Annotated in this window: 26 protein-coding genes; 14 read left to right on the plus strand and 12 right to left on the minus strand. The window is 50.3% G+C overall.

The window, feature by feature from the left end; all coding sequences use genetic code 11:
• Positions 1–5: 5 nt before the first annotated feature.
• Together ppnN and EL386_RS06075 are read right to left on the minus strand one after the other, a co-directional pair.
• Positions 6–1376, minus strand: coding sequence for a nucleotide 5'-monophosphate nucleosidase PpnN (gene ppnN / locus EL386_RS06070; protein ID WP_126454425.1), 1371 nt, complete (start codon positions 1374–1376; stop codon positions 6–8).
• Positions 1377–1531: 155 nt separating this feature from the next.
• Positions 1532–2284, minus strand: a complete 753-nt coding sequence (locus tag EL386_RS06075) for an MBL fold metallo-hydrolase (RefSeq protein WP_126454427.1) — start codon at positions 2282–2284, stop codon at positions 1532–1534.
• 326 nt (positions 2285–2610) lie between these two features.
• Here EL386_RS06075 and EL386_RS06080 point away from each other — a divergent pair, with 326 nt between their 5' ends.
• From EL386_RS06080 to EL386_RS06100, 5 genes are all read left to right on the plus strand, one after another.
• Complete coding sequence (locus EL386_RS06080) at positions 2611–3264, plus strand: MlaC/ttg2D family ABC transporter substrate-binding protein (protein WP_126454429.1); 654 nt, start codon at positions 2611–2613, stop codon at positions 3262–3264.
• A gap of 199 nt (positions 3265–3463) precedes the next feature.
• Positions 3464–4240 (plus strand): hypothetical protein, encoded by a 777-nt coding sequence (locus EL386_RS06085; protein WP_126454431.1) that lies wholly within the window; start codon positions 3464–3466, stop codon positions 4238–4240.
• Between the two features lie 201 nt (positions 4241–4441).
• On the plus strand, positions 4442–5815 hold the full coding sequence (locus tag EL386_RS06090; RefSeq protein ID WP_126454433.1) for an MFS transporter: 1374 nt from the start codon (positions 4442–4444) through the stop codon (positions 5813–5815).
• Positions 5816–5884: 69 nt separating this feature from the next.
• Complete coding sequence (locus tag EL386_RS06095) at positions 5885–6406, plus strand: TrmH family RNA methyltransferase (RefSeq protein WP_126454435.1); 522 nt, start codon at positions 5885–5887, stop codon at positions 6404–6406.
• Between the two features lie 33 nt (positions 6407–6439).
• A complete protein-coding gene (locus tag EL386_RS06100) occupies positions 6440–7321 on the plus strand; it encodes a 3'-5' exonuclease (protein ID WP_126454437.1) in 882 nt (293 codons plus the stop codon).
• A 37-nt stretch (positions 7322–7358) separates the two neighbouring features.
• Here the strand turns inward: EL386_RS06100 and EL386_RS06105 are convergent, their stop codons facing one another.
• Both EL386_RS06105 and EL386_RS06110 read right to left on the minus strand, forming a co-directional pair.
• Positions 7359–8186, minus strand: coding sequence for a formylglycine-generating enzyme family protein (locus EL386_RS06105; RefSeq protein ID WP_126454439.1), 828 nt, complete (start codon positions 8184–8186; stop codon positions 7359–7361).
• Between the two features lie 355 nt (positions 8187–8541).
• Positions 8542–8724, minus strand: coding sequence for a hypothetical protein (locus EL386_RS06110; RefSeq protein WP_126454441.1), 183 nt, complete (start codon positions 8722–8724; stop codon positions 8542–8544).
• 396 nt (positions 8725–9120) lie between these two features.
• On the opposite strand from EL386_RS06110, the gene gpmI reads away from it, so the two are divergent.
• The gene (gene gpmI / locus EL386_RS06115; RefSeq protein ID WP_126454443.1) at positions 9121–10707 is read left to right on the plus strand and encodes a 2,3-bisphosphoglycerate-independent phosphoglycerate mutase; all 1587 of its coding nucleotides are present in this window, start codon (positions 9121–9123) and stop codon (positions 10705–10707) included.
• Positions 10708–10797: 90 nt separating this feature from the next.
• On the plus strand, positions 10798–11034 hold the full coding sequence (locus EL386_RS06120; RefSeq protein WP_126454445.1) for a ChaB family protein: 237 nt from the start codon (positions 10798–10800) through the stop codon (positions 11032–11034).
• 51 nt (positions 11035–11085) lie between these two features.
• Here the strand turns inward: EL386_RS06120 and EL386_RS06125 are convergent, their stop codons facing one another.
• Together EL386_RS06125 and EL386_RS06130 are read right to left on the minus strand one after the other, a co-directional pair.
• Positions 11086–11919 carry a ComEC/Rec2 family competence protein gene (locus EL386_RS06125; protein WP_126454447.1) on the minus strand — a complete coding sequence of 278 codons (834 nt, stop codon included), beginning with the start codon at positions 11917–11919 and terminating at the stop codon, positions 11086–11088.
• Positions 11916–12512, minus strand: coding sequence for a hypothetical protein (locus EL386_RS06130; RefSeq protein WP_126454449.1), 597 nt, complete (start codon positions 12510–12512; stop codon positions 11916–11918). Before EL386_RS06130 ends, EL386_RS06125 begins: the two co-directional genes overlap by 4 nt.
• 250 nt (positions 12513–12762) lie before the next feature.
• Between EL386_RS06130 and EL386_RS06135 the strand changes: the two genes are divergently transcribed.
• Positions 12763–13839, plus strand: coding sequence for a metallophosphoesterase (locus EL386_RS06135; RefSeq protein ID WP_172597639.1), 1077 nt, complete (start codon positions 12763–12765; stop codon positions 13837–13839).
• Positions 13840–13898: 59 nt separating this feature from the next.
• On the opposite strand, the gene EL386_RS06140 is transcribed toward EL386_RS06135, so the two are convergent.
• Positions 13899–14858 carry an alpha/beta fold hydrolase gene (locus tag EL386_RS06140; RefSeq protein WP_126454453.1) on the minus strand — a complete coding sequence of 320 codons (960 nt, stop codon included), beginning with the start codon at positions 14856–14858 and terminating at the stop codon, positions 13899–13901.
• 164 nt (positions 14859–15022) lie between these two features.
• Between EL386_RS06140 and EL386_RS15695 the strand changes: the two genes are divergently transcribed.
• From EL386_RS15695 to EL386_RS06160, 4 genes are all read left to right on the plus strand, one after another.
• Positions 15023–15610 (plus strand): CGNR zinc finger domain-containing protein, encoded by a 588-nt coding sequence (locus EL386_RS15695; protein WP_126454455.1) that lies wholly within the window; start codon positions 15023–15025, stop codon positions 15608–15610.
• A gap of 251 nt (positions 15611–15861) precedes the next feature.
• Positions 15862–17568, plus strand: a complete 1707-nt coding sequence (locus tag EL386_RS06150) for an alpha-amylase family glycosyl hydrolase (RefSeq protein WP_126454457.1) — start codon at positions 15862–15864, stop codon at positions 17566–17568.
• Between the two features lie 85 nt (positions 17569–17653).
• Positions 17654–18844 carry a retropepsin-like aspartic protease gene (locus EL386_RS06155; RefSeq protein ID WP_126454459.1) on the plus strand — a complete coding sequence of 397 codons (1191 nt, stop codon included), beginning with the start codon at positions 17654–17656 and terminating at the stop codon, positions 18842–18844.
• A gap of 158 nt (positions 18845–19002) precedes the next feature.
• The gene (locus tag EL386_RS06160) at positions 19003–19974 is read left to right on the plus strand and encodes an MBL fold metallo-hydrolase (protein WP_197722207.1); all 972 of its coding nucleotides are present in this window, start codon (positions 19003–19005) and stop codon (positions 19972–19974) included.
• 18 nt (positions 19975–19992) lie between these two features.
• On the opposite strand, the gene EL386_RS06165 is transcribed toward EL386_RS06160, so the two are convergent.
• Together EL386_RS06165 and EL386_RS06170 are read right to left on the minus strand one after the other, a co-directional pair.
• Positions 19993–20727 carry a TVP38/TMEM64 family protein gene (locus tag EL386_RS06165; protein WP_197722161.1) on the minus strand — a complete coding sequence of 245 codons (735 nt, stop codon included), beginning with the start codon at positions 20725–20727 and terminating at the stop codon, positions 19993–19995.
• Between the two features lie 17 nt (positions 20728–20744).
• A complete protein-coding gene (locus tag EL386_RS06170; RefSeq protein ID WP_126454461.1) occupies positions 20745–21197 on the minus strand; it encodes a dirigent protein in 453 nt (150 codons plus the stop codon).
• 366 nt (positions 21198–21563) lie between these two features.
• Between EL386_RS06170 and EL386_RS06175 the strand changes: the two genes are divergently transcribed.
• Both EL386_RS06175 and EL386_RS06180 read left to right on the plus strand, forming a co-directional pair.
• Positions 21564–21896: a helix-turn-helix domain-containing protein gene (locus tag EL386_RS06175; protein ID WP_126454463.1), complete on the plus strand. Its 333-nt coding sequence runs from the start codon at positions 21564–21566 to the stop codon at positions 21894–21896.
• Positions 21890–23200 carry a type II toxin-antitoxin system HipA family toxin gene (locus EL386_RS06180; RefSeq protein ID WP_126454465.1) on the plus strand — a complete coding sequence of 437 codons (1311 nt, stop codon included), beginning with the start codon at positions 21890–21892 and terminating at the stop codon, positions 23198–23200. The genes EL386_RS06175 and EL386_RS06180 overlap by 7 nt, the downstream gene beginning before the upstream one ends.
• A 102-nt stretch (positions 23201–23302) precedes the next feature.
• Here EL386_RS06180 and EL386_RS06185 read toward each other — a convergent pair whose 3' ends face one another.
• The 3 genes from EL386_RS06185 to EL386_RS06195 form a co-directional block, all read right to left on the minus strand.
• Entirely contained in the window at positions 23303–23548 is a 246-nt protein-coding gene (locus EL386_RS06185) for a hypothetical protein (protein WP_126454467.1), read from the minus strand.
• Between the two features lie 3 nt (positions 23549–23551).
• Positions 23552–24856, minus strand: coding sequence for a DEAD/DEAH box helicase (locus tag EL386_RS06190; RefSeq protein WP_126454469.1), 1305 nt, complete (start codon positions 24854–24856; stop codon positions 23552–23554).
• A 218-nt stretch (positions 24857–25074) separates the two neighbouring features.
• Entirely contained in the window at positions 25075–25734 is a 660-nt protein-coding gene (locus EL386_RS06195; protein WP_126454471.1) for a site-2 protease family protein, read from the minus strand.
• Positions 25735–25923: the final 189 nt, after the last annotated feature.

The following is a 25923-nucleotide window of genomic DNA, read 5'->3' on the forward strand; positions in this document are numbered from 1 at the left end:
TATATTCACTTCACGATCTTGTAGCAAGGTTTGTATTTTTTCCCATCCAGCTTCATTCTGTTCTGTTCTACAAACGATGTCAGCAGGGAATCCATGTGCGCCATAATTTTTGCATCGCCCTGTATTTCAAAATGACCATATTTTTCTATGGCGCGCATACCTTCATCCTTTACATTGCCTGCAACCACCCCGGAAAATACTCGCCTGAGATTGGCGGCCAGTAAGTGCTTGTCCTGATCAGCATGCAATACCAGATTACGCATATTTTCATGTGTGGGGTTAAAGGGGCGCTGAAATTCATCATCAATTTTAAGCAACCAGTTAAAATAGTAGGCGTCTTTATGCTGCTTACGAAACTCGCGTACCTGCGTGATGCCCCGTGCTATTTCTTTGGCGACCCTCTGCGGGTCCTCAATTATAATGGTATAACGCTTTTTCGCCTGTTCACCCAGCGTAGCCAGGATGAAGCGGTCTATTTCTTCAAAGTACTCTTTGGCGCTTTTTGGGCCCGTGAAAATCAACGGGAAAGGGATATGTTTATTCTCGGGGTGTAACAACACGCCGAGTATATAGAGGATTTCCTCCGCCGTGCCCACTCCACCCGGGAAAACGATAATGCCATGACCAATACGTATAAAGGCTTCCAGGCGTTTTTCGATATCGGGCATGATAACCAGATCGTTGACAATGGGATTGGGTGATTCGGCAGCGATAATGCCCGGCTCGGTAACACCCAGGTACTGACCGTTATTGATGCGTTGTTTGGCATGGCCGATCGTTGCACCCTTCATCGGCCCTTTCATGGCGCCTGGACCGCAGCCGGTGCAAATATCGAGACCACGTAACCCAACCTGGTAACCGACTTCCTTGGAATAATCATATTCCCTGCGTTTGATTGCGTGACCACCCCAACACACCACGAGTTTTGGGTCGCCTTTTGGCTGCATGATATTGGCATTCCTGAGAATATGGAAAATCGCATTGGTAATGCCGTCTGATATTTCCAGGTCAAAGATCGGGTTGGCAATAATTTCATCAGAGACAAAAATCACATCTCGCAATACTGCGAAAAGATGCTCATTAATACCTTTGATCATCTTACCATCAACAAATGCATGTGCTGGTGCATTCAGTACTTCAAGCTTGATGCCTCTTTCCTGTTGTATGACACGAATCTCGAAGGATTGATAACGCTCCAGCAGCTCTTTACCATCATCCAGCGTGCTGCCACTATTCAGGGCAGCCAGGGAGCAGTTACGTAAGAGGCGATACAAGCCCCCTTTGCTGGTATCCAGTAATTTAGCGACTTCCGATTTGGAAAGGAGCGCCAATCGTCCTACCGGAGAAATCCTTGCATCGATGACATCATATTTCATTTGTTACCTGCGCTTTCTGGTCTGAAAAACAATAATAGGGGTTGCTGATGATAAAAGGGGTAGTATGTTTCAATCCGCTTGATTTCTGGATGTTGTAAACACGGGGCACTGCCTGCGTTCTGCCCTCGGCGCATTAAGGGATTCCTGCACAGTGTTTACCCCTGGTCGTGACGGGCACACGGTCCGCGAAATTCAGAAGGGACATTGTCTGGGCACTGCCCGCATTGCTCGTTACCGGGTACGGCGAAATCAATTTTACGTGGATAGGGCAGGTCGAGGTTAGCCATGATGGTCTTGAATTCCTCGAGGCTCTTGGCGCCGCCGATGTGGGCATTGCGGGCCTTTTCCTGGGCAATGCTCGAGACACGCCGCTGGTTGTAGTCATGGCAGGGATAGACCAGGGTATCGTCGGGTAGGCTGAAGTATTTCTGCTGAATGCTGTTATACAGCGCCTCGCTATCCCCCGACTGAAAGTCGGTACGGCCGACACCATCGATTAACAAGGCATCACCACTGAAGAGCATGCTCTGCACCGGGGTATGGATCAGGTAGCCATGGTGGTGGTCTGTATGGCCGGGGGTAAACAAGGGGTGGATGTCAATATTGCCTACCTTGAAGGGCTTACCTTCCTGCAGGCCGATATCGGCACAGGCCAGTTCATCTACCGCCGGGTAGCAGATGCTTGAGCCGGCCAGGGCCTTCAGCCGTCGCGCCCCACTGAGGTGGTCGGCATGGATGTGGGTATCGATGGTATAGGTGAGTTTCAGCCCCAGTGACTGCAAGACGCTCATATCCCGTTCGGCGGTATCCAGCACCGGATCGATAATCACGGTTTCGCCGCTCTCAGGGCATGACAGCAGGTAGCTGTAGGTTGATGAGTCAGGTTCATATAGCTGTCGGAATAGCATAAAAACTCCTTTCTAAAACGTGTAACGCTTTTCGGCATGGCTGACGAGATTATAACGCTATGTGGGATCAGGAAATAAGAAAAAACCGTGTCAGAGGGCAATATTCTCTGGTACTAAGAATAATCTCTCTCTGAAGGCATTACAAATCCGCAATGCTCCAGGCGGCAGGTGCCGATTTCCTGATGACTACCGGTGTTATAAAATACCTCCGTCTGGCTTCACTTAGGCTTAAATCTTGGACTTTAGGGGAAAGGTCTTTTATTCTTCCCATACGCTAACCGTCTGCTGAGAGACAAGACTGTTTAACGAATTAAAGGAGAATCAGAATGCATCTGCATCGCATCCTTACTGGCTTGACATTATGTTTGATTTTTTTACCTGCTTATGCGAATCCTTTTCAACATTACCCGGTTTCACCACCACCGATGCAGCAGTCACCCGCTGGAGTGCTCAAGCAGGGCATAGAACAGCTCACGACATATCTTGCCGCCAGAGGGGGACAGGACTCGCCGCCTCTTGAAGTCTTTGTGGAAAAAACAATTTCCCCACTTTTTGATTTTGCCTATATGACCAAGTGGGCGGCAGGCCCTCAATATAATTATATGAACCCGCAGCAAGGTGCGGCCATGGAGCAGAAGCTGCGAGGGCACTTTCTTACTACAATGGTTGATACGCTGGCAGAATACCGCCACGGACGAGTAAAGTATTTACGCCCCATAGGCAACCCTCAAACGGGTGAAATAACACTACGCCTGATGGCCTATCAACAAGGAGACCCTTATCCGAAGCGCTTGAGCTTCCGGATGTACAGGAGTAATCATGGCTGGAAGGTATTTGATGTATCTTCTAATGGACAAAGTGCCCTGGCCTTTTACCGGACACAATTTGCGCTGCAGGCCAGGCCGCAACCAAGCCCCTATTATAGGGCTTACTCAGGTACCGACTATCCTGGACGACAATTTCTCCCTCCAAGGTATTAAAACAGGCAGCACCCAATTAGCAATACGATGAAAACATCAAAGGTCAGTATTGGCTTAATTAATCCGAAAAGTCCGGATAATGTCGGCTCAGTCATGCGTGTAACCGGCCACTTTCACGTCGACAGGGTTTATAGATGTGCTTTCACCCTGGCCACTATTATTTTTATTTAATCCTAAAACTACAATAAGGAGAAATGCAGTGAAGAGAATGATAGCAATAGGTTTAATTGGGCTAGGTATTGGGGGCTGTGCCGTTGATCCCATAAGTGACTATCTCCGCAATCATAACTATAAAGCCATTACACCCGTATCAGATGGTCACTATGTGGGGGGGATATATCCAAAGAACGACTTATCTGGTGCGCCTTTAATTTTGCTTACAGATGTGCTCGATAAAAATAAGGCCATTGAGTACATGAATACGGTAAAAGGAAATTCAAGCCTAAGTACTGAAGCCGTAAATAAAACTTATGACATTGGTGCCGACGTGGAAATTATTGGCTATTTGGGCGCAACATTAAAGACGAATGGAATTAAGAAATTCAGTGTCAGGGCGTCAGGGGCTAAAGAGTATGTTTTATCTCAGGCTAAATTTAAGCAATTATTGGACGATAAATATAAAAAACTTCTCGAAGGAAGTTCAGTAAATGGAAAATACTATGTTTACAGTTTGCTAAAGGTTGATTCACTCGAATATGAGTTTTTCAATGAAAATGACACAAAAATAGCGGTTGAGACATTGGAGAATTTAGAAGGTAAAATAAAAGCGAAAATTGGGCCTGAATGGAAAGTAACAAAAAATGCCAGCCTTATGTTTGATGAGCCACGATTTATTGGTTTCAGGGCTAAGAAAATACATACTGACGCATCGGGAAACGTTGTGCTTAAACGCGCACCTATTAATGACGACGGTCCTGGCGGTGAAGAACCACGGCCACACCCTGAAGGGCCAAATTGTTATAGAGACTGCCCTTGATTTTTCTTAATAATTAATTAAATCGGTCAGAGTGAACTATATTCATTCACTCTGACCTCTTTAAGAAGAATTGTGAAGTAAAATACAGAATATTATTGCGTAATGATAGCCTTCATTCTCCAGTACATACGCCAGCGACGTACACAAAAATACAGATTGATCAGTAAATTCTATAAACGCATCTTTATTTAGGCTCTCTTTTTGAAAAAATATGACTCGCATGATCAAGTCATTAACCGATCATTAAAACACTCGGTTCGTGATGGTGCCGCCTATGCGGTGATGTCCGGCAGTGCGGAAACGTATTTTTCGGCATTTGCGGTGTTCCTCAAGGCCTCCACTGCCCAGATTGGTTTTCTCGCGTCTGTACCCGCCTTGCTAGCCTCGTTTGCGCAGTTAGTCTCGGCCTGGCTGGGTCATGTCTTTGGCAAAAGAAAAGCCATTATTTTGATCGGCGCAAGCCTGCAGGCACTAATGTGGGTTCCAATGGCGATATTACTATGGTTGCCTGCGGATTATCAGGTAGAGGTCTTCATTACCTGCGTGATTCTGTATCACGCCTTTGGTAACCTGGCGGCACCGCAATGGTCGAGTTTAATGGGGGAATTGATTACTGAAAACAAACGAGGGCGTTTCTTCGCACGTCGTACACGCATCTCGAGTATGACCTCATTTCTGGCCTTAATCGCGGCCGGGACATTGCTCCATTATTTTGATAGCAATATGGCGACAAAAACAGGTTACTTGATCCTGTTCAGTGTGGCTTTTGTTGCCCGGCTGGTGTCTGTGTATCATTTGGCACAGATGTATGATCCCCCGGGGCATGTTGCGGCCATTGAGGTTCCCGTTGAAAAACTTACCTGGCGACAATTAAAAGAGTCTCGCTTTGCCGGTTTTTCCGTGTTTTTTTCAATTATGCAATTCAGCGTCGCCATAGGCTCACCGTTCTTCTCAATTTATCTGTTACGCGATCTTGGTTACAGTTATGTCGAGTTTATGACACTTGCCGCGGCGACGGTATTCATGCAGTTTCTGACGCTGAATCGCTGGGGGCGCATCTCTGATATTTTTGGTAACCGGGTTATTCTTAGCCTCTGTGGTAGCCTGATACCCTTTGTGCCTTTTTTATGGCTATTCTCGCATAATTTTTATTATCTGCTTATCGTACAGGCCTTTGGTGGTGTGATATGGGCCGGCTTTACGCTAAGTGCCAGCAATTTTCTCTATGACCTGATCCCACAGAATAAACGTGCCACATACATGGCCGCACATAACGTGCTCGCCAGTATCGGAGTGTTTGCGGGTGCCCTGTTAGGGGGTATGATAGGCACGGTCTTACCCGCGACCTACATCGTGTTTGGTTATGAGCTCAATCTCGTCAGCCAGCTTTATAATGTGTTTATACTGTCTTTTGTATGCAGGTTGTTGACTTCCATAGGGCTTATTCCACGTTTAAAGGAAATTCGCCGTGTTAAACCCGTATCGGTCAGGCGTTTGATTTTCAGGGTTGTGCGTTTCAATCCATTGACGGGGCTGAATTTTGAGGTGATCAGCAGTCGCAGAAAATCATCTTGAGCATTCAGGAAAACATCAGTATCTTTATTTAGATGCACGAATAACGGGAAGAACTCACTTATCCATCATATGAAACAGTCTACCGTCAGTATTGGCTTAATTAATCCGAAAAGTCCGGATAATGTCAGCTCGGTCATGCGTGCGGCGGGTAACTTTCGCATCGATAGTGTTTTTTATACCGGCAAGCGTTATCCACGGGCCTTGATGCGGAATCCGGATATCCCGGATATGCGTCGTAAGGTCGGCCAGGCTATTCCCCTGGAGGAAGTTACCTGTCTGATGGATGTTGCGTCAGCGAAGATGAAACTGGTCTGTGTTGAATTTGCTGAGAATGCCATCGCCTTGCCGGAGTATGAGCACCCGGAAAATGCCCTTTATATCTTCGGCCCCGAAGATGGCACGATTAGCCAGACAGTCATAGATAGCGCGGATGCAGTAGTTTATGTGCCGACAATAGGTTGCATGAATCTGGCCGCTACGGTGAATGTGACGCTTTATGATCGATTCGCGAAATCTTTTCAAGGCTTTGAAGACAATGTGCTTATTCGCCAAAGTCGGGATGTGAATAATAGATTAAAGGTTAGAGATTAATTTAGCCTGGTTTGCAGGTTCAATAGGCCAAGTATGATGGATGAATGTATTAAACGACTCGAAGCTAGCGGTGATTACCGCATTATTAAGCGTTTCACGCCCGTTGCCGCTTACTGTGAGGCCAATGAGGCCCCAAAGCGGATCGGTATCTTTCTCGATACCGAGACCACCGGCCTCGATGTTGATACGGACAAGGTCATCGAGCTGGCCATGGTGCCGTTCGAGTTTGATGCGGCGGGGCACATCTATCGGTTATTACCTGAGTACAATGGGCTTAACGATCCGGGTATGCCTATCCCCGAGATTGCCCGGCAGATCACCGGCATTACCGATGAGATGGTAAAGGGTCAGTCGATTGACGTTGAGGCGGTAAAAAAGCTCTTGTCTGAAGCGGCGATTGTGATCGCCCACAATGCACGTTTTGACCGGCCGTTTTGTGAAGCCTTATTAGAGGAGTTTAAAGACATCTCATGGGCGTGCTCGATTGCCGATGTTAACTGGCAGGAAGAGGGCATAGAAGGGGTAAAGCTGGAGTTCCTAGCCTACAAGTACGGTTTTTTCTTTGAAGGTCATCGTGCCACGATTGATTGTCAGGCCGGTATCGAAATCCTTTCGCGGCCCTTACCGATCTCGGGTGAGCGGGTGTTAAAACGCCTGCTGGAACATGCGCGGCGCACGGATGTGCGTTTATGGGCGGAAGGCGCACCCTTCGAAAAGAAAGATGACCTCAGAAAGCGTGGTTATCGCTGGAGTGCCGGCGAGAACGGCAAGCGCAAGGCCTGGTACAAGGATTTGCAGGAAGAGCAGCTCGAGGAAGAAATGCGCTATCTGAATGAATTTATCTATCCCCGTGAAGTGGCTGAACTACCCATGGACCGGTTTACGGCGATGCTGCGGTATTCCAGTCGGGTTTAAATAAGCTGTTAATGGGGTTGGTGGAAAATACTCAACGTTATCGTTTTGTATTCACACACCGAATACCGTTCGACCCATACAGACTCGGATGTCCGGTAGGCGGCTTGGCCCAGCGACTTGAACTGGTGAGTGCCTCGCTTTGTTCATCCCATGCGCCACCACGAATCACTTTTCGCACACCGGTTTTTGGTGCCGAGATATCTTGCGGGTAGATGTCACTATGAGAAGTTGGCTCGTACCAGTTATTCACCCACTCGGCGACGCCGCCGTGCATATCGTATAAACCATAGGCATTGGCCGGTCTGCTGCCCCTTGACCAGGTTTGGTCATTGCCGCAGCCATCATATTCATCATTAATGAGGCCTTTGGTTTTTTGATCATCCATAATGGCGTGTTTGCAGGTCGCATCGTGATTGCCCCAGGGATAGCGGCTATTGGTGCCGGCACGTGCGGCCTTTTCCCATTCAGCCTCATAAGCGAGTCGGCCCCCACGCCATTGGCAGTAGCTATTCGCCTGTTGCCAGTCAACACAATTGAGTGGGTGGTTGTCTCGACCAGGGGCATCATAGTTACAGTAATGGTTGCGGTTGAAATCCTTCGGGTGGCTACACGCACCCGCTGTAACGCAGCGTCGATAATCCGCCACTGATGCCTCGTGGCGATCAATGCTGAATGTATCAACAAAAATCTCGACACCCCCGCGTGGGCCTTCGTCTTTCTGACAATGATTATCTGCGGATGCGCAGCCCATATGAAAGCTTCCGGCAGGTATGCTGACCTGTTCAACAGCAGCGCTAGACTGACTATATAATGAGAGCAGTAGAATCAGTTTGAGTAAAATGAACGGGAGTCTTGCTACACTCATTGGCAATTTTCCTTGCCTATTTTATTTCCCAGACGGGTGGCTAATTCAAGACCGCCGGCGCCGCCGACGACAATATGGTGTGGGGCCTTATCTGGCATAGCCAAATGCATCCTTTTATGAAGTTGGCATCAATTATAGTACATAAGGTTCGAGGACAGGACAGCTGAAATCATCAAAAACCGGGAATTAAACGGGCAAGGTGATTGACTTAAAAGGACGTTGGCTTATTTCACGCAGTGAAATTAGCAGATGCGTTATTCGAATGAATTTATGGCAGGCGAACAAATAAAACAAGGGTTAATTGAGGTATTCCCCAATTAACCCTCTGGCTTCCCCCCTGTAAAAATCAACGCGATTATTCACCGCACCATTGGTTCATGGAGCTTTCGTAAAGTGTTGCCTGCGATGGCTGGATCTCAGTATGCCTTAACGAGAGGCCCGGTGTGTCCGGGTGTGCTGAAAGGCCATAAGGCTCATAGTCATCATCGCTTGAGGTCAGAAGGTCGATGAAACTGCTGTAGTTGATTGAATTGTTCATATCGCATTTCTCCTCTTCCGTGCTGGTTGACTAGACATTACGCGTGCTCGTTTACTTTGTTTCAAGTTTTGTGCCAGGTTTTAACAATTTTTTACTGTTGTAGGAAAACATTGCTAACCAATGGCTTAAAGGATTACACACTGCGCATGTGTGGTGATTTATGCGGTTAAGCTGCACCAGCCTGGCGCGGCGAGAACCAAGTTAGCGCACCGAGCCGCGTTTGCCGCAACGGTGGTGATGGATTACAAGGACGATCGCATTCAAAAACAATCACATGTGGTTGCTACGCCTGTTGTGGCACTTGGCATGCAACTTGAATGTATTCGGCTATGAATACGTGCGCGCCTGTAATAGTACCACCTTCGTTGTACGCTGACAGGCCGGCAGGAGGCTAGTATGGCAACAATTTCTGGTGTACCGCGACGTCCGGTGGTCCTGATCATCCTTGATGGCTACGGTATAAACCCGAGCAAACTGAACAATGCGGTGTACGAGGCACCGACACCACGCCTGGATGATTATTTTTCCCATTATCCGCATACCTTGCTGAGTGCGTCGGGTCACGCGGTAGGCCTGCCTGACGGGCAGATGGGCAATTCTGAAGTCGGTCATTTGACACTCGGTGCCGGGGAGATTATTCGCCAGGATATGGTGCGCATTAATGATGCCATTGTCTCCGGTGAGTTCTTTCACAACCCGACCCTGTTATATACGATCAATAAGGCGAAACAGGCCAACCGCCCGATTCACCTGTTTGGCCTGGTCTCCGATGGCGGGGTACACAGCCATATTGATCATGTGTATGCCTTGATCGAGTCATGTCGTCGTCACGGCGTCAAAATTCTGTTGCACATGATCACCGACGGTCGTGATACGCCGCCACAGTCGGCCCTGGTAGGGCTTGCCGCGCTGGAATCGCGACTGAACGCATCGGGGGGCGCGATTGCCAGTATCATGGGTCGCTATTACGCCATGGATCGTGATAATCGCTGGGACAGGACCGAGCTGGCCTGGCGCGCCATGGTCCTGGGCAAGGGCCAGGCGGCGGTCTCTGCCGAGACGGCCATCCGCGCCGCCTATGCGGCGGGCGATACCGATGAATTTATCCGGCCGATTTTGTTGCCGCCTTTCCAGCCGATCGAGCCAGGCGAGCAGGTCATTAGTTTCAATTTTCGCAAAGATCGTCCGCGGCAGATCGTGGCGGCATTGGGCAAGCGGGATTTCAGCGGCTTTGACCGTGGCAATGCGCCATTGGCCGAGGTCACCTGCATGGTGCCATACAGTAAGCAGGATAATCTGCCTTACCTGTTTGAATCCGAACACCCCGCGGCAACCCTGGGACAGGTGATCAGCACCCTGGGCCTGGCGCAGTTTCATTGTGCGGAAACGGAAAAATATCCACACGTCACGTACTTCCTCAATGGTGGTCGTGCGGAACCGTATTCGGGCGAGACCCAGTTACTCATCCCCTCACCGAATGTCTCGACCTATGACCTGAAGCCGCAAATGAGTGCTGCGGAAGTGGCCGATGGTGTGATCCAGGCAATTAGTAGCGGACGTTATGGTTTTATTGTGGTGAATTTTGCCAATGGCGATATGGTTGGCCACACGGCGAAACGGCATGCCATTTTGACGGCCATTAAAACCCTGGACAGAGAAGTGGGGCGTGTCCTGGATGCCGCGGTGGCCACAGGTTACTCGGTCGTGCTGACGGCGGATCATGGCAACTGTGAGGAAATGGTCGATCCTCTCACCGGCGCACCGCATACACAACATACAACCTATCCGGTACCGTGCCTGATTATGGATGAGGTCAACTGGAAACTGTCTTGTGAATCCGGGTTATCCAGTATCGCGCCGACAGTGCTGGAGTTGATGGGTATTCAGCCGCCTGCGAGCATGACCTCGCCTTCACTGTTACTGCAATCCTTCAAGCGTGAGGCGTGGAAGCAGGCGCCCGAAAACTTACAGGGCGTGGCCTGATCAGCCAGAGGACCAGTTTCTAATAGGGGTATATTTTAGAATAAAAGGGGCGTCTAATACGAATTAAAGTAAAAGCCGTAGGTTGAGACCATGCCCTATAAGAATCTTATGGCACTCCCCGAGGGTGTCAGGAAGAATCTCCCCAAACACGCCCAGGAGATTTACCTGGCAGCCTTCAATCATGCCTGGGAAGAATATCGTGACCCCGAAGACAGACGTGGCAAGGCCTCTCGAGAAGAGGTGGCGCACAAGGTCGCCTGGGCTGCTGTCAAGCAGCAATACGAAAAGCAAGATGATACATGGCACCGCAAGAAGAAAGAGGATTAAAAAGGCTTACAGGAAGTCCAAATTAATCATTGCCCTTGAATCACGACTTGCTCAAATATGGCTATATTTGATGCTATGCTGGGTGCCGTCTGTTTCAAAAATAATGTGGTAGTGCTCGTCGGTACGCAGATAGGTACGCGGTTGCTGCTCCAGGTCGTCTATGACGCTCTGGTGCGGATGACGGAAAGGGCGGATATGGCTGCTGATGCCGAGTACCGCCTGATTATCCAGTTGTCCGATCCAGGGGCAGCTGCCATGGGAGAAATAGCCATTTTCCGAACCATGGTGGGGCACCTTGAAGAAACGCGTATTCGCGGGAATGTCTGCGGCGATGCTGTCCCAGACTTCTGCCTCTGCATCACCGGTCAAGACGACCGCGTCGTTACCCAGGTATAAGGCGAGCACGACGGAGTTGTTGTTTTCATTCTCCGGCAGCAGGTTTTCCTCAGGCCATAACACCTCCACGTGTACATCGCCGAGTGCCGGCAGTGTTTGCAGCTGGTCGACATGCTGGTAGCGCATGCCTTTATTCGGCCCGTAGCGCTTGGCGTAGCGCAGCAGGTCGGAGAAAAACAAGGCCGTGTTCTGGGACTTGGGGTAGCAGAACCAGTCAGTACCGAAATCTTGCAGGACCTTCTTCAATCCCTGCCCGTGGTCGGCATGCACATGGGATAATAACACCCAGTCAAACAGGTTCTCATCAACCGGGAAACGGACGTCACGGCGCTCGAAAAAGCGTTTCAGGAAGATGTAAGAGGATCGGTAGTTGGCGGTGTCATTGGAGTCTATGAGGGCAAAGTGTGCCTCGCCGCTGTCTGTATAGGACTCGATGAGGATCGAGTCACCCCAGCCGACGTCAATGAGGTTAATCCGTAACAGGCTCATAAGGCTGGCCCCTCGTCTGGCGATGGTTTGCGTTGCAGCATCAGGCCCTTGGCCTCATTGTCATGGTAGAAACTGCGTGCGGCATCGACCTGTTGCCAATGCCAGGCGCGGAAGGCCTCTGACTCTGAAGGGGAGGGTAGCGCCTGTGAGAGGTATTCTTTGCTGACGTCGAGGTAGGTATCCTGCTCCAGTAGCCCTTCGCGGTAGCGGAATGCCGCACTGAACAGCGCCTCGCCGATCCGAAATACATCGCCGAGCTTAAACTCCGCCGCGGCATGGCGTAGCACAAATTCAGGTATCCACAGGTCGTCTACATCAATGAACAGTTCGGCGCGTTCCTCGAAGCGTTCCAGGGTGGTCTCGATGGTGTCGGGTGAATCGAAATGACCACCGCCAAACGGCTGGTGAATGATGCCAACCAGGCCGAGCATGATAAATGAGGAGGCCTCCCCGCCGAGGCTGAGTTGCCAGCCGGGACTCGGCGCGTCGCACTGTACGGTCAGGTAGTTACAGCGCACCATCTGGAAATCATCGCGGCGTTTAATCGAATCAACGACGACGGGTACGCTGCTCGGCATAATCTCGTTTTCCATGGCGACATCTCCCTATTGTGCCTGGGGTGACTATATACCAACCCGGCCGGAAATAGGAGACGGGGCGGGTAAATATCCGGCGATGGGGCTGTGGCCTAAAACTAATCCCCATGCGCGGGTTTTTACATTTTTGCGTTTTATCAATACTCCCAACATCATAATGTTATAGAAAGATAACGGTCACCAAGACTATACTGACGGCATGCAATTTTTAATATTCTCCTCAATTTTTCTGCTGGCAATGGCATTGATGAATATCTATATCTGGCGGCGGTTCCTGCGCCTGATCTCGCATGCCAAGGTGCATTACCTCATCATTATCCCCATCCTGCTGATGGCGGGGGATGGGTTTTTTATCCTCGATATTGCCACGGGGGTGATCCCTGATTCCCCTGCCTTGTATTTTATCAGTAGTAGTTTTGTCGGTGTCACCTTTATGCTGTTTGTGGTCGCCATCGTGTATGACCTGTCGATTACCGTCTCAAAACGTGTGCCGGTTGATCAGTCCCGCCGCCGGACGCTTAAACTGATTTTTGATGTGACCATGCTGGTGGCGGCAATTGCCTACCTGTTAAGGGGCTTTAGCCAGGGGGTGAAGTTCCCCGGGCTGAACCGGGTCCAGGTCAGGCTCAAGGACTTTCCGCTGGAGCGCTTTAACCTCGTGCAGCTCACCGATGTTCATGTTGGCCGAACCATTAAACGGGACTTTATTGAAAGGCTGGTGGCAGAGACCAACCAGCTAAACCCCGACATGGTGGTGATCACCGGTGACCTGGTGGATTTGCCGGTGAGTCGCATTGAGTATGACCTTTTCCCTTTAAAAGACTTGAAGGCGCCGACCTACTTCATACTCGGCAACCATGAATATTTTCATGGTGTTGGTGAGGCCGTGGCGTATATCAGGGAGTTGGGGATCATACCGTTATTGAATGAGCATGTGGTGATCGGTGAGGGCGAGCAGCAGTTCAACCTGGTCGGCCTTAACGATATCACCGGCATACGAACGGGCTTTTATCCACCGGACAAGGACAAGGCGTTTGCCGGTGCCGACCAGGACAAGTGCTGTATTGTGCTGGCACACCAGCCAAGGATGATCACGGAAATGGACGGTTGCCGCTGTGACCTGATGCTAAGTGGACATACTCATGGCGGGCAGATCTTTCCCTTTGGCCTGCTGGTGATGGCTGCGCAGCCCTATCTGGCGGGACTACATAGCCACACCCCGGAACAACAGATCTTTGTCAGCCGCGGTACCGGCTATTGGGGTCCACCGTTACGGTTCCTGGCGCCGAGTGAAATCAGCCAGCTCATTATCCAACCCACGTGATGCAATAGGAGTTGTTACTGCTCACACCTACGCAAAGCGCGTAAATGTGAGCAATATCCCTAGTTTATATTTCGACTTCTGAGGAAATTCCGCATTTTACTAATAATGAATTCATGCTCCTCTTCCAGCGCAAAATGGCCGGTATCGAGAATATTGTAATCAATATCTTTAACATCGCGCTTATATCCTTCTGCCCCCGGTACAGGAAAGAATGCGTCATTCTTGCCCCATACCACTAATACCGGTGGTTGATTATCACGTAGATACTGCTGCCATTGTGGGTACAGCTTCAGGTTGTTTTGGTAATCATAGAACAAGTTTAATTGCACACGGTGTTGGCCTTCACGCGATATTTTTGCGTAATCCAGATTCCAGTTGTCCGGTGATATTAATTCGGGTTGGCGGGTACCATGCGTGTATTGCCATTTCATCCCCTCGTAAGAAAAGACATTCTCAATAATCGTTTTTTCAAGGGCGGGGGTTTTCGTTTTCCAGTACTCAAGCACCGGGCCCCATCCGGCGGGACTTATGCCTTCTTTATAGGCATTACCATTTTGGGTAATGATGGATTGCACCCGTTCCGGGTGGGCCGTAGCGATGCGAAAGCCAATTGGGGCTCCATAGTCTTGAATCATCAAGGAGTATTGTTTTAATCCGCGCTGTGTGATGAATTTATCCATCACCTTGGCCAGGTTATCAAAGCTATAGGTGAAAATATCCGGCGATGGATAACTGCTGTTTCCAAAGCCGGGGTAATCGGGGGCGATAAGATAATAATGATCGGCAAGTCCCCGCAACACCTCACGGTACATGTGTGAAGATGAGGGGAAACCATGCAGCAACACAATCGCCGGGTTCGAGGGGTTACCGGCTTCGCGGAAGAAAATATCCAGCCCGTCGACTTTTTCAACCCCCTGACGCACCGAACTGAGGGTATTGGCGGCGGATGACATGCTGCTGTTCGTCGTGAGTAGGGTTGCCATCAATAGAAGAAGGGAATGCCTTGTCAAAGGTTTCATGTTATCTGCTCCAGTAATTAAGGATTAGCCCCAAACGCCTAAGGCGCAGGAGGTCGAAAGTACCGGCTATAGGGCGATATTGCACTAACCAGTAAAAAGCTTTTTAACAGGTTAGTATGGTAGGGCGTCTGTACTAACCTGTCAAGCGCTGATATAGTGGTTATATGAATATGCAAGATAGGCCGTTTGTGTTTATTGGTAACAATGTGGCGGTTGATTTTATTAACACCGAGATCGTCAGCCATGGGGATTTAATCGACCTGTTGCGGGATGGTGCCGACCTTGTACGCTGGGCGCAGGGCGCAAGTTTGTCGATTCAAAGCCCGTTGCGTCCCACCGATTTTAAAAAAGCACTTGGGCTACGCGCCGTATTAAAAACGCTCTACGCCGCAATGATTGATAAGCTGCCCGCCCCGCCTGAGGCGTTGACAGCACTCAACCAGCATTTGTCGAGACATTGCAGCCGGGAGGTGTTGCGATTCAACAAACGGGAAAGTGGCTATACGCTCGAACCGACTCAAGGCCCCTTGAGCATGCCAGTACTATTGGCGCATTTAGCCTATGAAGGGGCGAAATTACTCGCCTCGCCGCAAGCCACGCGGCTCAAACATTGCGGTAATCCTGACTGTGTGTTGATATTTTTGGATACGTCACGCAGCCAGAAACGGCGCTGGTGCAGTATGGAAACATGCGGCAATAGAGCCAAGGTGGCGACGCATTATCGAAATAGTTTGTCTCAGGGGAAGGGATGAACCAGGGAGGTTTGTGCTTGATCTCATTGAGTGGAATCGGTATTTAGACCATTCTTTTGATAAGGGTTATGTTTCTACTTTGGAAATATGGATGTCGGTATCGGCGTATTTTGGAGTAGGGTGACAGTTTTTTATACCGAGTAATGGCCATTAGGGGAATTGGCCCATAAGCCTGTACTTCTGCCGACAGTGCGTTATGCTTTAGTCTTCTTGAATGTCTTTCTGGCATTTATGACCCAAGGAGGGCCGTCATGACGACTACACTGCACTCTGTCTCCGATCTTGAGTTTACCCCGGCGCATTCCCTGCATCCGTCGCCGGCGGACTGGCGTGATCAGTTTATCTATTTCCTGCTCGTCGATCGCTTCGATAACAATGCCGCAGGTACCCCCGCCTACGCAGCCGGCGCGGCCAGTGCAGCACCTGGGGCCGGCCACCATTTCCAGGGTGGTAACTTGAAGGGGATCACGCGCCGCCTCGATTACCTGCAAGGGCTGGGCTGTACGGCGATCTGGTTAAGCCCGATCCTGAAAAACCGTCAGGACCTGAGTGATTCCTATCATGGATACGGTATCCAGGATTTCCTTGGTGTTGACCCGCGTTTCGGCACGCTCGCCGATCTGCAAAACCTGACTGCGGCGGCGCATGCACGTGGCATGTATGTCATCCTCGACGTGGTGCTCAATCACACCGGCGATGTCTGGAGCTATCAGGGCGATCAGCCGTATTACTTTTACCAGGATCAGGCCTTTCCCTTTGGCGAGTGGCGTGAGGCCGATCCGGCTGCGGGCCTGCAGGATAACGATGCGGTCTGGCCACTGGAGTTACAGAGCCCGGATGCCTTTAAGCGTCGCGGCCAGATCCGTAACTGGTATAACCCCACCGAGGCACGCGACGGTGATTTTCTGAGCCTGAAGGAGCTCGACCTGCCACAGTCGGACGTGCTGGATACCCTGATCAAGGTCTATAAGTACTGGATCAGCCAGGCCGATCTGGATGGTTTTCGTATCGATACCGTCAAGCACATGGAGCACAGTGCCACGGCGATCTTCTGTAACGCCATGCGCGAGTACGCACAGCGTATCGGCAAACATAACTTTTTTCTGTTTGGCGAAGTGGTGGATGACGACCATACTATCCAGAAATACATCGGCCGCAATAGCCGCATGGAGCATAGTAATGAGCGTTTTCCGGCCCTTGATGCGGCCCTCGACTTTCCCCTGTATTTTATCCTCGAGGATGTGATCAAGGGGTTTGCCAGTCCCGCCTTTTTACGCCAGCGTTATGATGCGTTTCGTGACCTGTATGCCGATCATGGTGAGGCCGGGCGTTATTTTGTGACCTTTGTCGACAATCATGACCAGATGTCCCGGCCTTATCGACGCTTCATGCATAACAACCCCTATCCCCAGCAGGCCGTGCTGGCCATCGGCTATCTGTTAACCAGCCAGGGCGTGCCGTGTATTTATTACGGCACTGAACAAGGCTTTGATGGTGGTGGGCCCGATGACAGCTATGTTAGAGAGTGCATGTTTGGCGGCAACTGGGGTGCATTTGCAAGCCGTGACCGTCATTTTTTCAATCCGCAGCATGCGATCTACGCGGGGATCGCGGCGATTAGCGCCGTGCGGCAGCGGCAGCCAGTATTGCGATATGGGCGGCAATATTTCCGTGAGACATCTGTCAATGGCCATGATTTTTCGCATCCTCTGGATGGACACTGTACGCTGGCCTATTCGCGCATCCTCGATACGGAAGAGGTGCTTGTGGTCATGAACCTGGACGACAAACCGCGTCATGACTATGTGACGGTCGACTACAAGCTTAGCTCGCCTGGTCAGATCATGACGGATTTACTGGCCCCGGCAAACCGCTACCGGGTACAGGATCGCAATGGGCGCGCCTGTGTGCAGGTCGTGCTGCCACCCCATGGCATGGCATTGTTAAAGTGTGACTAGCCGGCTTATGGCTGTATGATTGTTATAAACGTACGAATGATGAAATAATACTGATACCAACAGGGGTAGGCTTAGTAGAAATTCAATGTATAAATTTACAGGCGGTTTGCTGATTTTCTTCTCAGGCTTGGGACTAGGCTGGTTTATGCATAATCATTGGGGCAATGAGCCGATGCAGACTGCACAGCCGGTCATGTTTACGCCATTGAGAACCGTCAACCCTGAATCACCTGCCTCCGCATTGTCCCCGACGCTACCGATACAGGTCGACAGCCTGGCATCCCTGCTGGGGCGTAATGCGTTTGAAGCAGTGTTGGCACGTTATGAAACACTACAGCTTCAGGCCAGTGAAACCGTGGTGGCAGATGCCAGGGCCGAGATCCTGGCTTACGCCCGCCTACTCATTGCCGATCGTCATTTCAGTTTGGCAAAGCAGCTGTTAGAAAAGTTCCTGGTTGCTGCATTCCGTGATGTGGAGGCGCGCAGCCTGTTGGCTGCAGCGCTTCATGGCCAGGGGGACTTTCGTGCAGCCATTGATCATCTGTATGTGGCCCGGGGCTATGCCTTTCGTCCGGCCATGTTGAAAGAAATAACCGGACATATTCGAGCCATTGTTGCTGAACGGAGTCAGTCACTACGCAATGATAATGATCACCATGCCTTGCTCGCAATGTACCAGCAACTCACCCAGCTGGAACCCGACCATGCCGCGTATTTTATGGGCCTTGCTGCCACGCAGCTGGCAATGGATGACAAAGAGGCTGCCCGTCGTTCATTATTGTTAGTATCACATGACCCTGATGTCGGTGCACAGGCACAGGCGATGCTCTCAGAACTGCGTATTGCCCTGAACGAGGTGCAAGACACACAGCCACCGGTTTCTGTGACGGAGGTCGTCGGCATACCGTTAGAACGCAGTGGCAATCATTTTATTGTTGAGGCAAAACCGTCGCAGCGTCAGCGTATACGCTTGCTAATCGACACGGGCGCATCCCTGACGATCTTTATCCCCGAGGTGCTTGAGCAACAGGGCATCCGCTATAAAGCCACGGGCAGGAGCGGTGTCTTCAATACTGCAAATGGTCCGGTGCAGGCGCCTATTTATATATTTGATGCGCTGTCAGTGGGTGACTGGCAGGTTAATCAACTCGAGGTTGGTATACTCGACCTGGGTAGCGGTTCAGGTATTGATGGGCTGTTGGGGATGAATTTTCTCAGCCATTTCCAATTTTTCATTGACCAGAACGAAGCCCAGCTTCGGCTTTCTGTCAATTAGAAAACTAAAGGGTTGGAGTATTTATCATTTAATGACGCTGTTTAATGAATTATTTTTATAATTAATACTACACTTGGGTTCTATCCGCATACCCAAACAGGAAGGGGATTATGTTTACACACGTCAAGACTCGAATGATGTTGTTGCTGGTTACATTGATGCTGCAAGCGACAGTGCTCACTGCCAATGAGGTAGAGACGCCTTATTCCGCTGTCAGTCTTCCTTTTAGCCTGCATAAGATCCCGGGCGCACCGGTTTATTATGTGATTGGTCTCTCGGGTGTCCCCGATTCGGTAAACGAGGGACATACGTCAAATGCCGGTTTTGTGGTGACGAATGACGGTGTTGTGGTATTCGATGCGCTGGGTACGCCGGCACTGGGTTACAGGCTGTTGCAACGCATCCGGGAAGTCACCGACAAACCGGTGGAGCGTATTGTTATCAGTCATTATCACGCCGACCATATCTATGGCCTGCAGGCATTCAAGGAACATGCGGGCGCGCCACCGGTGTGGGCGCAACAACGGGCGCTTGATTACCTCGGTGGCAGCACGGCCAGTCAGGGCGAAGATGCCGCGCGGCGTCTTGCGCAGCGTCGCGAGGCACTGTTTCCCTGGGTGTCCAAAAGTACCTATGTGGTAGCACCGACTCACACCTTCGATGACAAGATGACATTTACTGTCGGCGGCATTGATTTTGAACTGAAGCATCTGGGTCCGGCACATGCGCCTGGCGACATTATCATGCTGGTGAAGAATTATGGTGTCCTGTTCAGCGGTGATGTGATCTATAAGGGTCGTGTACCTTTCCTTGATAGTCCGGAAACTGATACAAGCCACTGGCTTGAAGGCCTCGAGTCACTGGCAAAACTGCAGCCCCAGCCACGTTATATTATCCCCGGTCATGGGGATATTTCCAATGATACCAAGAAGGCCATCAAGGTGACGCAGGACTATATCGGCTATGTGCGGCGTGAGATGCAAAAGGCGGTTGAGGATCTTATTCCGTTCGACGAGGCCTATGATGCAGTAGACTGGTCTCAATATAAGAATATGCCCGCATTTAACGCCAGCAACCGCGGTAATGCCTACCGTATTTATCTTGAGATGGAAGCGAATAATCTTAAATAACGGGAGCAGGTGCTTGTTCTACTGAGCCGAAAATCGCCTAATCACAAAAAGGATAACGGATATAACGCTGAGTAATAATATCGTTAAGCCTATTCTATAGCTCTCGGCAGATGCAAGCTCGCTGCCAAAGTGGGCCAGTAAAAAACTGGCAGGTATAATACCGGCAATCGTGGCAATGGCGAAACGCCAAAAGCTTAGTGAGGTAACTCCCGCTGCATAGCTGATCATATCGAAAGATATAAAGGGTAATAAGCGCGAGATAAATATTATAGCCATAAGCATATTCTGAGAGCCGATCAAACCCTTGCCATATCGATCACCCAACCACCTACGTGTTATATCAATGCCTGCAATGCGGGCAATAAAAAATGCAGTCGTAGCGCCAAGTACTGAGCCGATGACGATATAAATGGTCCCTGTGGTGTGTCCGTAAATGGCGCCGGCAGCCAGTGCTATTGGGGCGCTGGGTATAGGACTCATGATGATAGCTACCATCATTAAACCGATAATGAGTAGAGGCCCGATGGGGCCTTGTCTTTCTATCCAGGATTTCAGGTTGGTACTATCTTCTAAAAAGTTCAGCGTACCTGTTTGTTTGAGTGCCAGATAAAAAGCGATGAACACGACGATTAATATGCCAATATAAATAAGGCGTTTGAGAGAATAATGCGTGTGTTCTGAAGGCATCGTTATTTTAAGAGGGGGCTTGTGATTAAGGCCTAGAGAGAAATATTTCTTATGCAGTAAATGCATACGTACTCGACCGATAACTATCTGATCCAGTAGTGTAAGGTTTGTGTAAAGGTACCATCGTCATTATTGGTGGACTCCATTTGCCCGGTGATGCCCGCATAGATACCTGTGCCACCAACAATAGCGATCTTCGAAGTGGTTTTGTCGAACTCACGTCCGGCGACCTGGATGCTGCCATTTTCCATGACCAGTGTCCATTGACACTGAGAGCTGTGAGCTACGCGTGTCCGTATGCAAGTGCCGCTGTTGTTACCGATATTTTTACCCTGTTCATTTAATAGTGGCTGGTCGAAAACGACTATGTCGCCTACCGAGTCAGCCGCTTCACCCAGGTCGATTATTTTAGCAGCATTCGTTCTGGCATCGGCAATGGTAATGAGTTTATGCACTTCAGCCTGTGAGCAGGATGTCATGCCCAGGATGCCTGCAATGAGAATAAGGATCTTTGTGGAAGCAGAAGGTTTGTTCATGATGAATTTCAATCAGCATTATTGGGTTCGTCTGACTATATCAATTAAAGGCGGTGGAGTGGGGGCCTTAGTCTGCCCCTTTTACTTTACTAAGAGAGGTTCGCTGCTTTCAGACAGGCCCGGGGTGGCTATGACTCGGCTTTGTTTTCTCATTCAATATAATCAATAGGTTATGGTTAGCAGAGGTGTCGAGTCGTGTTTATAATAGCCCAAAAAACGGCTAATAAGTATACTATATGCCAACAATAGCCTAGAATAAGGATGTTAAAGAGTGGCTCTTGATTTTGTGAAATATAATAATATAATAGTCATATATTAGGCTGTTATATATAAAAATAAACACTTATAGACTGTATTGAGGCTACTATGGACTTTTATTCTCTGTCGGATAAGGCCATAGGGGAAGAGCTGGGTAAACGGATCAAGGCGCTTCGTCTACGGAAGAATATCACCCAAACAGAACTGGCGGCGGCAACGACCTTGTCTGTCAACGCCATTAAATCGCTTGAGTCTGGTCGCGGCAAGCTTTCGACACTGACGGCGGTGTTGAGAGAGTTGGGCGCGCTGGATGACCTGAATAGCTTTATACCCGAAACGTCGATAAGTCCGATTCAGCTGGCCAAAATGCAGGGCAAGGTACGCGAGCGGGCCTCGGGTGGGCGACTCAAGAATAAACCGCAGGACGGGACTGAATGGTGAGGAAGGTTGACACTGCTTTAGTGAAACTATGGGGTGATACCGTTGGCGCAGTATCCTGGCTGGATGATCGTGCCTACGGTATTTTTGAATACGATCGGGACTTTCTGAAGAAAGGCCTTGATGTTTCACCCATTCACATGGGCCTGGACGATGCCCGTAACACGAATGGCACGTTCTCATTCCCCTCCCTGAATAAAGATACCTTTCTGGGCTTGCCCGGGATGCTGGCAGATGCACTGCCAGATAAATTTGGCAACAGCATTATTGATGCCTGGTTGGCACGTAATGGTCGCGATGCTTCTGATTTTAGTCCGGTAGAACGGCTTTGTTATACCGGCAAGCGAGGTATGGGCGCCCTGGAATTTTCACCCGCAATGATGGAAGAGTACGACGCCTCAGTACCCGTTGAAATATCTTCGCTGGTTGAGCTTGCGCAGAATATTATGCATGAGCGTAAGACGCTTGACACCAGACTGGGCGAATCTGAGAAAGATAACGCCGATGCAATTTTGGATATATTGAGAGTCGGTACCTCAGCAGGTGGAGCGAGAGCCAAGGCCGTTATTGCCATGGACGACAAAGGCAACGTGATATCGGGTCAGACAGAAGTCCCTGCTGGCTACGATTATTGGATATTGAAGTTCGATGGGGTTACCGATCTGGAGTTGGGTGAATCCAGGGGCCATGGCCGTATTGAGTACGCCTACCACCTGATGGCGAAAGCTGCCGGGATTAACATGACAGAATGTCGACTATTGGAAGAGAATGGTCGGGCGCATTTTGTCACAAAACGTTTTGATCGCGTTAATGGTAAAAAGCTGCATATGCAAACATTATGTGGTCTTGCACACTATGATTTTAACATGGCCGGTGTTTACAGCTATGAGCAGGTTTTTACAGTGATGCGAAAATTACGCATGAGTAAGGCGGAAGCGGCTGAGCAATATAGACGCATGTTGTTCAATATTATTGCACGTGATCTGGATGACCATACAAAGAATATTGCTTTCCTGATGGGCCCCGACGGCAAGTGGAGATTATCACCGGCCTATGATGTTATTTATTCACACAATCCTGCCGGCAAATGGACCCATCAACACCAAATGACGGTAAACGGAAAACGTGACCATTTCAGCAGACAAGACCTGGTGGCGGTTGGGGAGTCTATTAGCTTAGCCAGACCAGAAGTCATTATTAATGACGTCATCAGCGCCGTTGAAAAATGGCCGGAATATGCAGACAAAGCCGGTGTTAACAAAAAAATTGTCTCGGATATCAGCAAACATCAACGTATTAAGCTATGACTGTGAGTCATAGGGTTTTAGCTACGAGTTTGCGGGCATAAAAAACAGGGCCAGGATATGAAGTCTGGCCCTGTTTTTTAGGTGCAATCTAAATGAAAAGGCTTAGGCCTTCTTGCGCGGGGCGTAGGTCGAGCCACCCTTGCCGGTGCGTGAATTAAGGTCTTCGGCAAAGGCCTCGGCATGTGCAGTAACCGTCTTCATGGTGCCAGGTTTTTTACCCTCAATTCTTGCAGTGCCTTGTCCCACCACGTAGAGATGCCAGTTATCACCGGTCATGCCCTCCGGGGCCGTGGTCTTCTCAACCGAGATCACGCGGTACTTCAGTCTGTTTATTGCATGTTCCGCCATAATTTAACGTCCTCTTTGTTGGCTTTGTCCTGCATTACCTTTTGAACGGTTGTTTTGGGCAGCACGCGCTGACGGTTGTCCGCCCCGGCGTTGCGATGATGCCGGCTTGCGCGGGCTTCGCTTTGTATTGCCGCCACGCCCATTGTTAATCGGTTCGGCCTTGATGGAAGGATCGGGCTCATAACCTTCAAATGTTACACTGGGAATGTCGCGTTTAATAAGGCGTTCGATGTCCTTCAGCAATTTCAGTTCATCGACACACACCAATGACATGGCCTCACCTTCGTTGCCGGCACGTCCGGTACGGCCAATGCGGTGCACATAATCTTCGGCAACGTTTGGTAACTCGTAGTTCACGACATGTGGTAGCTGGTCAATGTCGATGCCACGCGCGGCGATATCGGTTGCCACCAGTACACGGACCTTGCTGGCCTTAAAATCGGCCAGTGCCCGGGTGCGCGCACCCTGGCTCTTGTTGCCATGGATTGCGGCTGCGGTAATGCCGTCGGTAATCAGCTGTTCAGCTAAACGGTTCGCGGCATGCTTGGTGCGAGTGAAGACCAGTACCTGTTTCCAGTCGTTGCCACCAATCAGGGCGGAGAGCAGTTCGCGTTTACGTTTTTTGTCTACCGGATGCACAACCTGCGTGACGCTTTCTGCCGTGGTGTTTTCTCGTGCAACTTCAACCAGTGCCGGTGACTTTAACAAGTCATTGGCCAGTGCCTTGATCTCATTCGAGAAGGTGGCCGAGAATAATAATGTCTGACGATTTTTGGGTATCAGTGCGAGGACCTTGCGGATGTCGCGAATAAAGCCCATGTCGAGCATACGGTCGGCTTCGTCCAGGACCAGAATATCGATCTGTGAGAGATCGACCGAGCGCTGACCAACGTGGTCGAGCAATCTGCCTGGGGTAGCGACAAGAATGTCGACGCCTTTAATGAGTTTCTGTTTTTGCGGGTTGATACTGACACCGCCAAAAACTACGGTGGATTTCAACGGCAGGTGTTTGCCATAAGTCTGCACACTTTCGTGAACCTGTGCGGCCAGTTCACGGGTTGGGGTCAGCACCAGGGCGCGGATCGGGCGACGGCCTTTTTCCGGTTTGGCAGATTCCATCAATCTTTGTAACAGCGGCAGGGTGAAACCGGCGGTTTTACCGGTGCCTGTTTGTGCGGCGCCCATAATGTCCCGGCCTTCGAGGACGAGAGGGATTGCCTGCAACTGGATGGGTGAGGGAGCGCTATAACCTTTATCGGATACAGCACGGAGTAATTCGGCCATGAGGCCGAGGGATTCAAATGACATGCTAGGATGTTCTCCAGGGATCGGCCTACCCAATACAAATGGTCTGGGACGGTCTAGGCGGAAACTTACTTGTGTGTTTCGGGGCGAATCGGGAAGGATTGCCGCTTTGAAATGAGGTGCAGACCGAAGTGCACCTGAGCAAGAGGGTGCATTATAGCAGAAATTTTACTAAAAAAGCATATTAATCACAGCGGCCAATTGAAGCGGTTCACGTGTAACTAGCGAAGGCCGGTTAGGCCCTGAATAAGAACCATAATGCTGTCTATGACAGGGCCGATGGCCTGCCAGAGAATGCCGCTCACCAGTAACGCCAGCAGGATAAACATGCCGTAGGGCTCCACCCGGCTGAGGGCACTGGCCATGCGCGGCGGCAGCAGGCTGGTGGCGACCCGGCCGCCGTCGGTGGGCGGGATCGGCACGAGGTTGAAGACCATGAGCACGGTATTGATGAGGATGCCGAACAGGCCCATATAGATGAATGGCTGACTGATGAAGCCGAGGTCGGTCGGTAGCAGGCTGGCGATCTTCGCCACCAGTCCCCAGCCGATGGCCATAAGCAAATTGGCGCCGGGCCCGGCGGCCGCCACCAGGGCGATGTCGCGCTTCGGGTGGCGCAGGTTGCGCCAGTTAATCGGCACGGGCTTGGCCCAGCCAAAGGCAAAGCCAACGGTAAAGATCAGCAGCGCCGGCACGAGAATGGTACCGATGGGGTCGATATGTTTGAGTGGGTTGAGGGTCAGGCGGCCCACCATGTAGGCGGTGCTGTCGCCGAGGCGGTAGGCCACCCAGCCATGTGCGACTTCATGCACGACGATGGCAAACAGGGTCGGCAGAATGGCGATGGCGAGTAACTGGTAGGTAGTGAGTTCGGTAAACATAATGGGCCAAGTATACCAGCCTGGCGGGTGATTGAGGTATTTCAGCCCGTCATAGAAAAACGCCGCTGCTAGGGGCGATTTAGCCCTCTCTATATAATAGAGACTCAGCATTCACTCGGCACCTTGCCGGGCGGCGCCCAGCGATAACAGGCCAGTCATGCTAAAATATTATCTTTGAGAACTAACCAT

It is taken from the genome of Sulfuriflexus mobilis (genome assembly GCF_003967195.1).
In the GTDB taxonomy this organism is placed as follows: domain Bacteria; phylum Pseudomonadota; class Gammaproteobacteria; order AKS1; family AKS1; genus Sulfuriflexus; species Sulfuriflexus mobilis.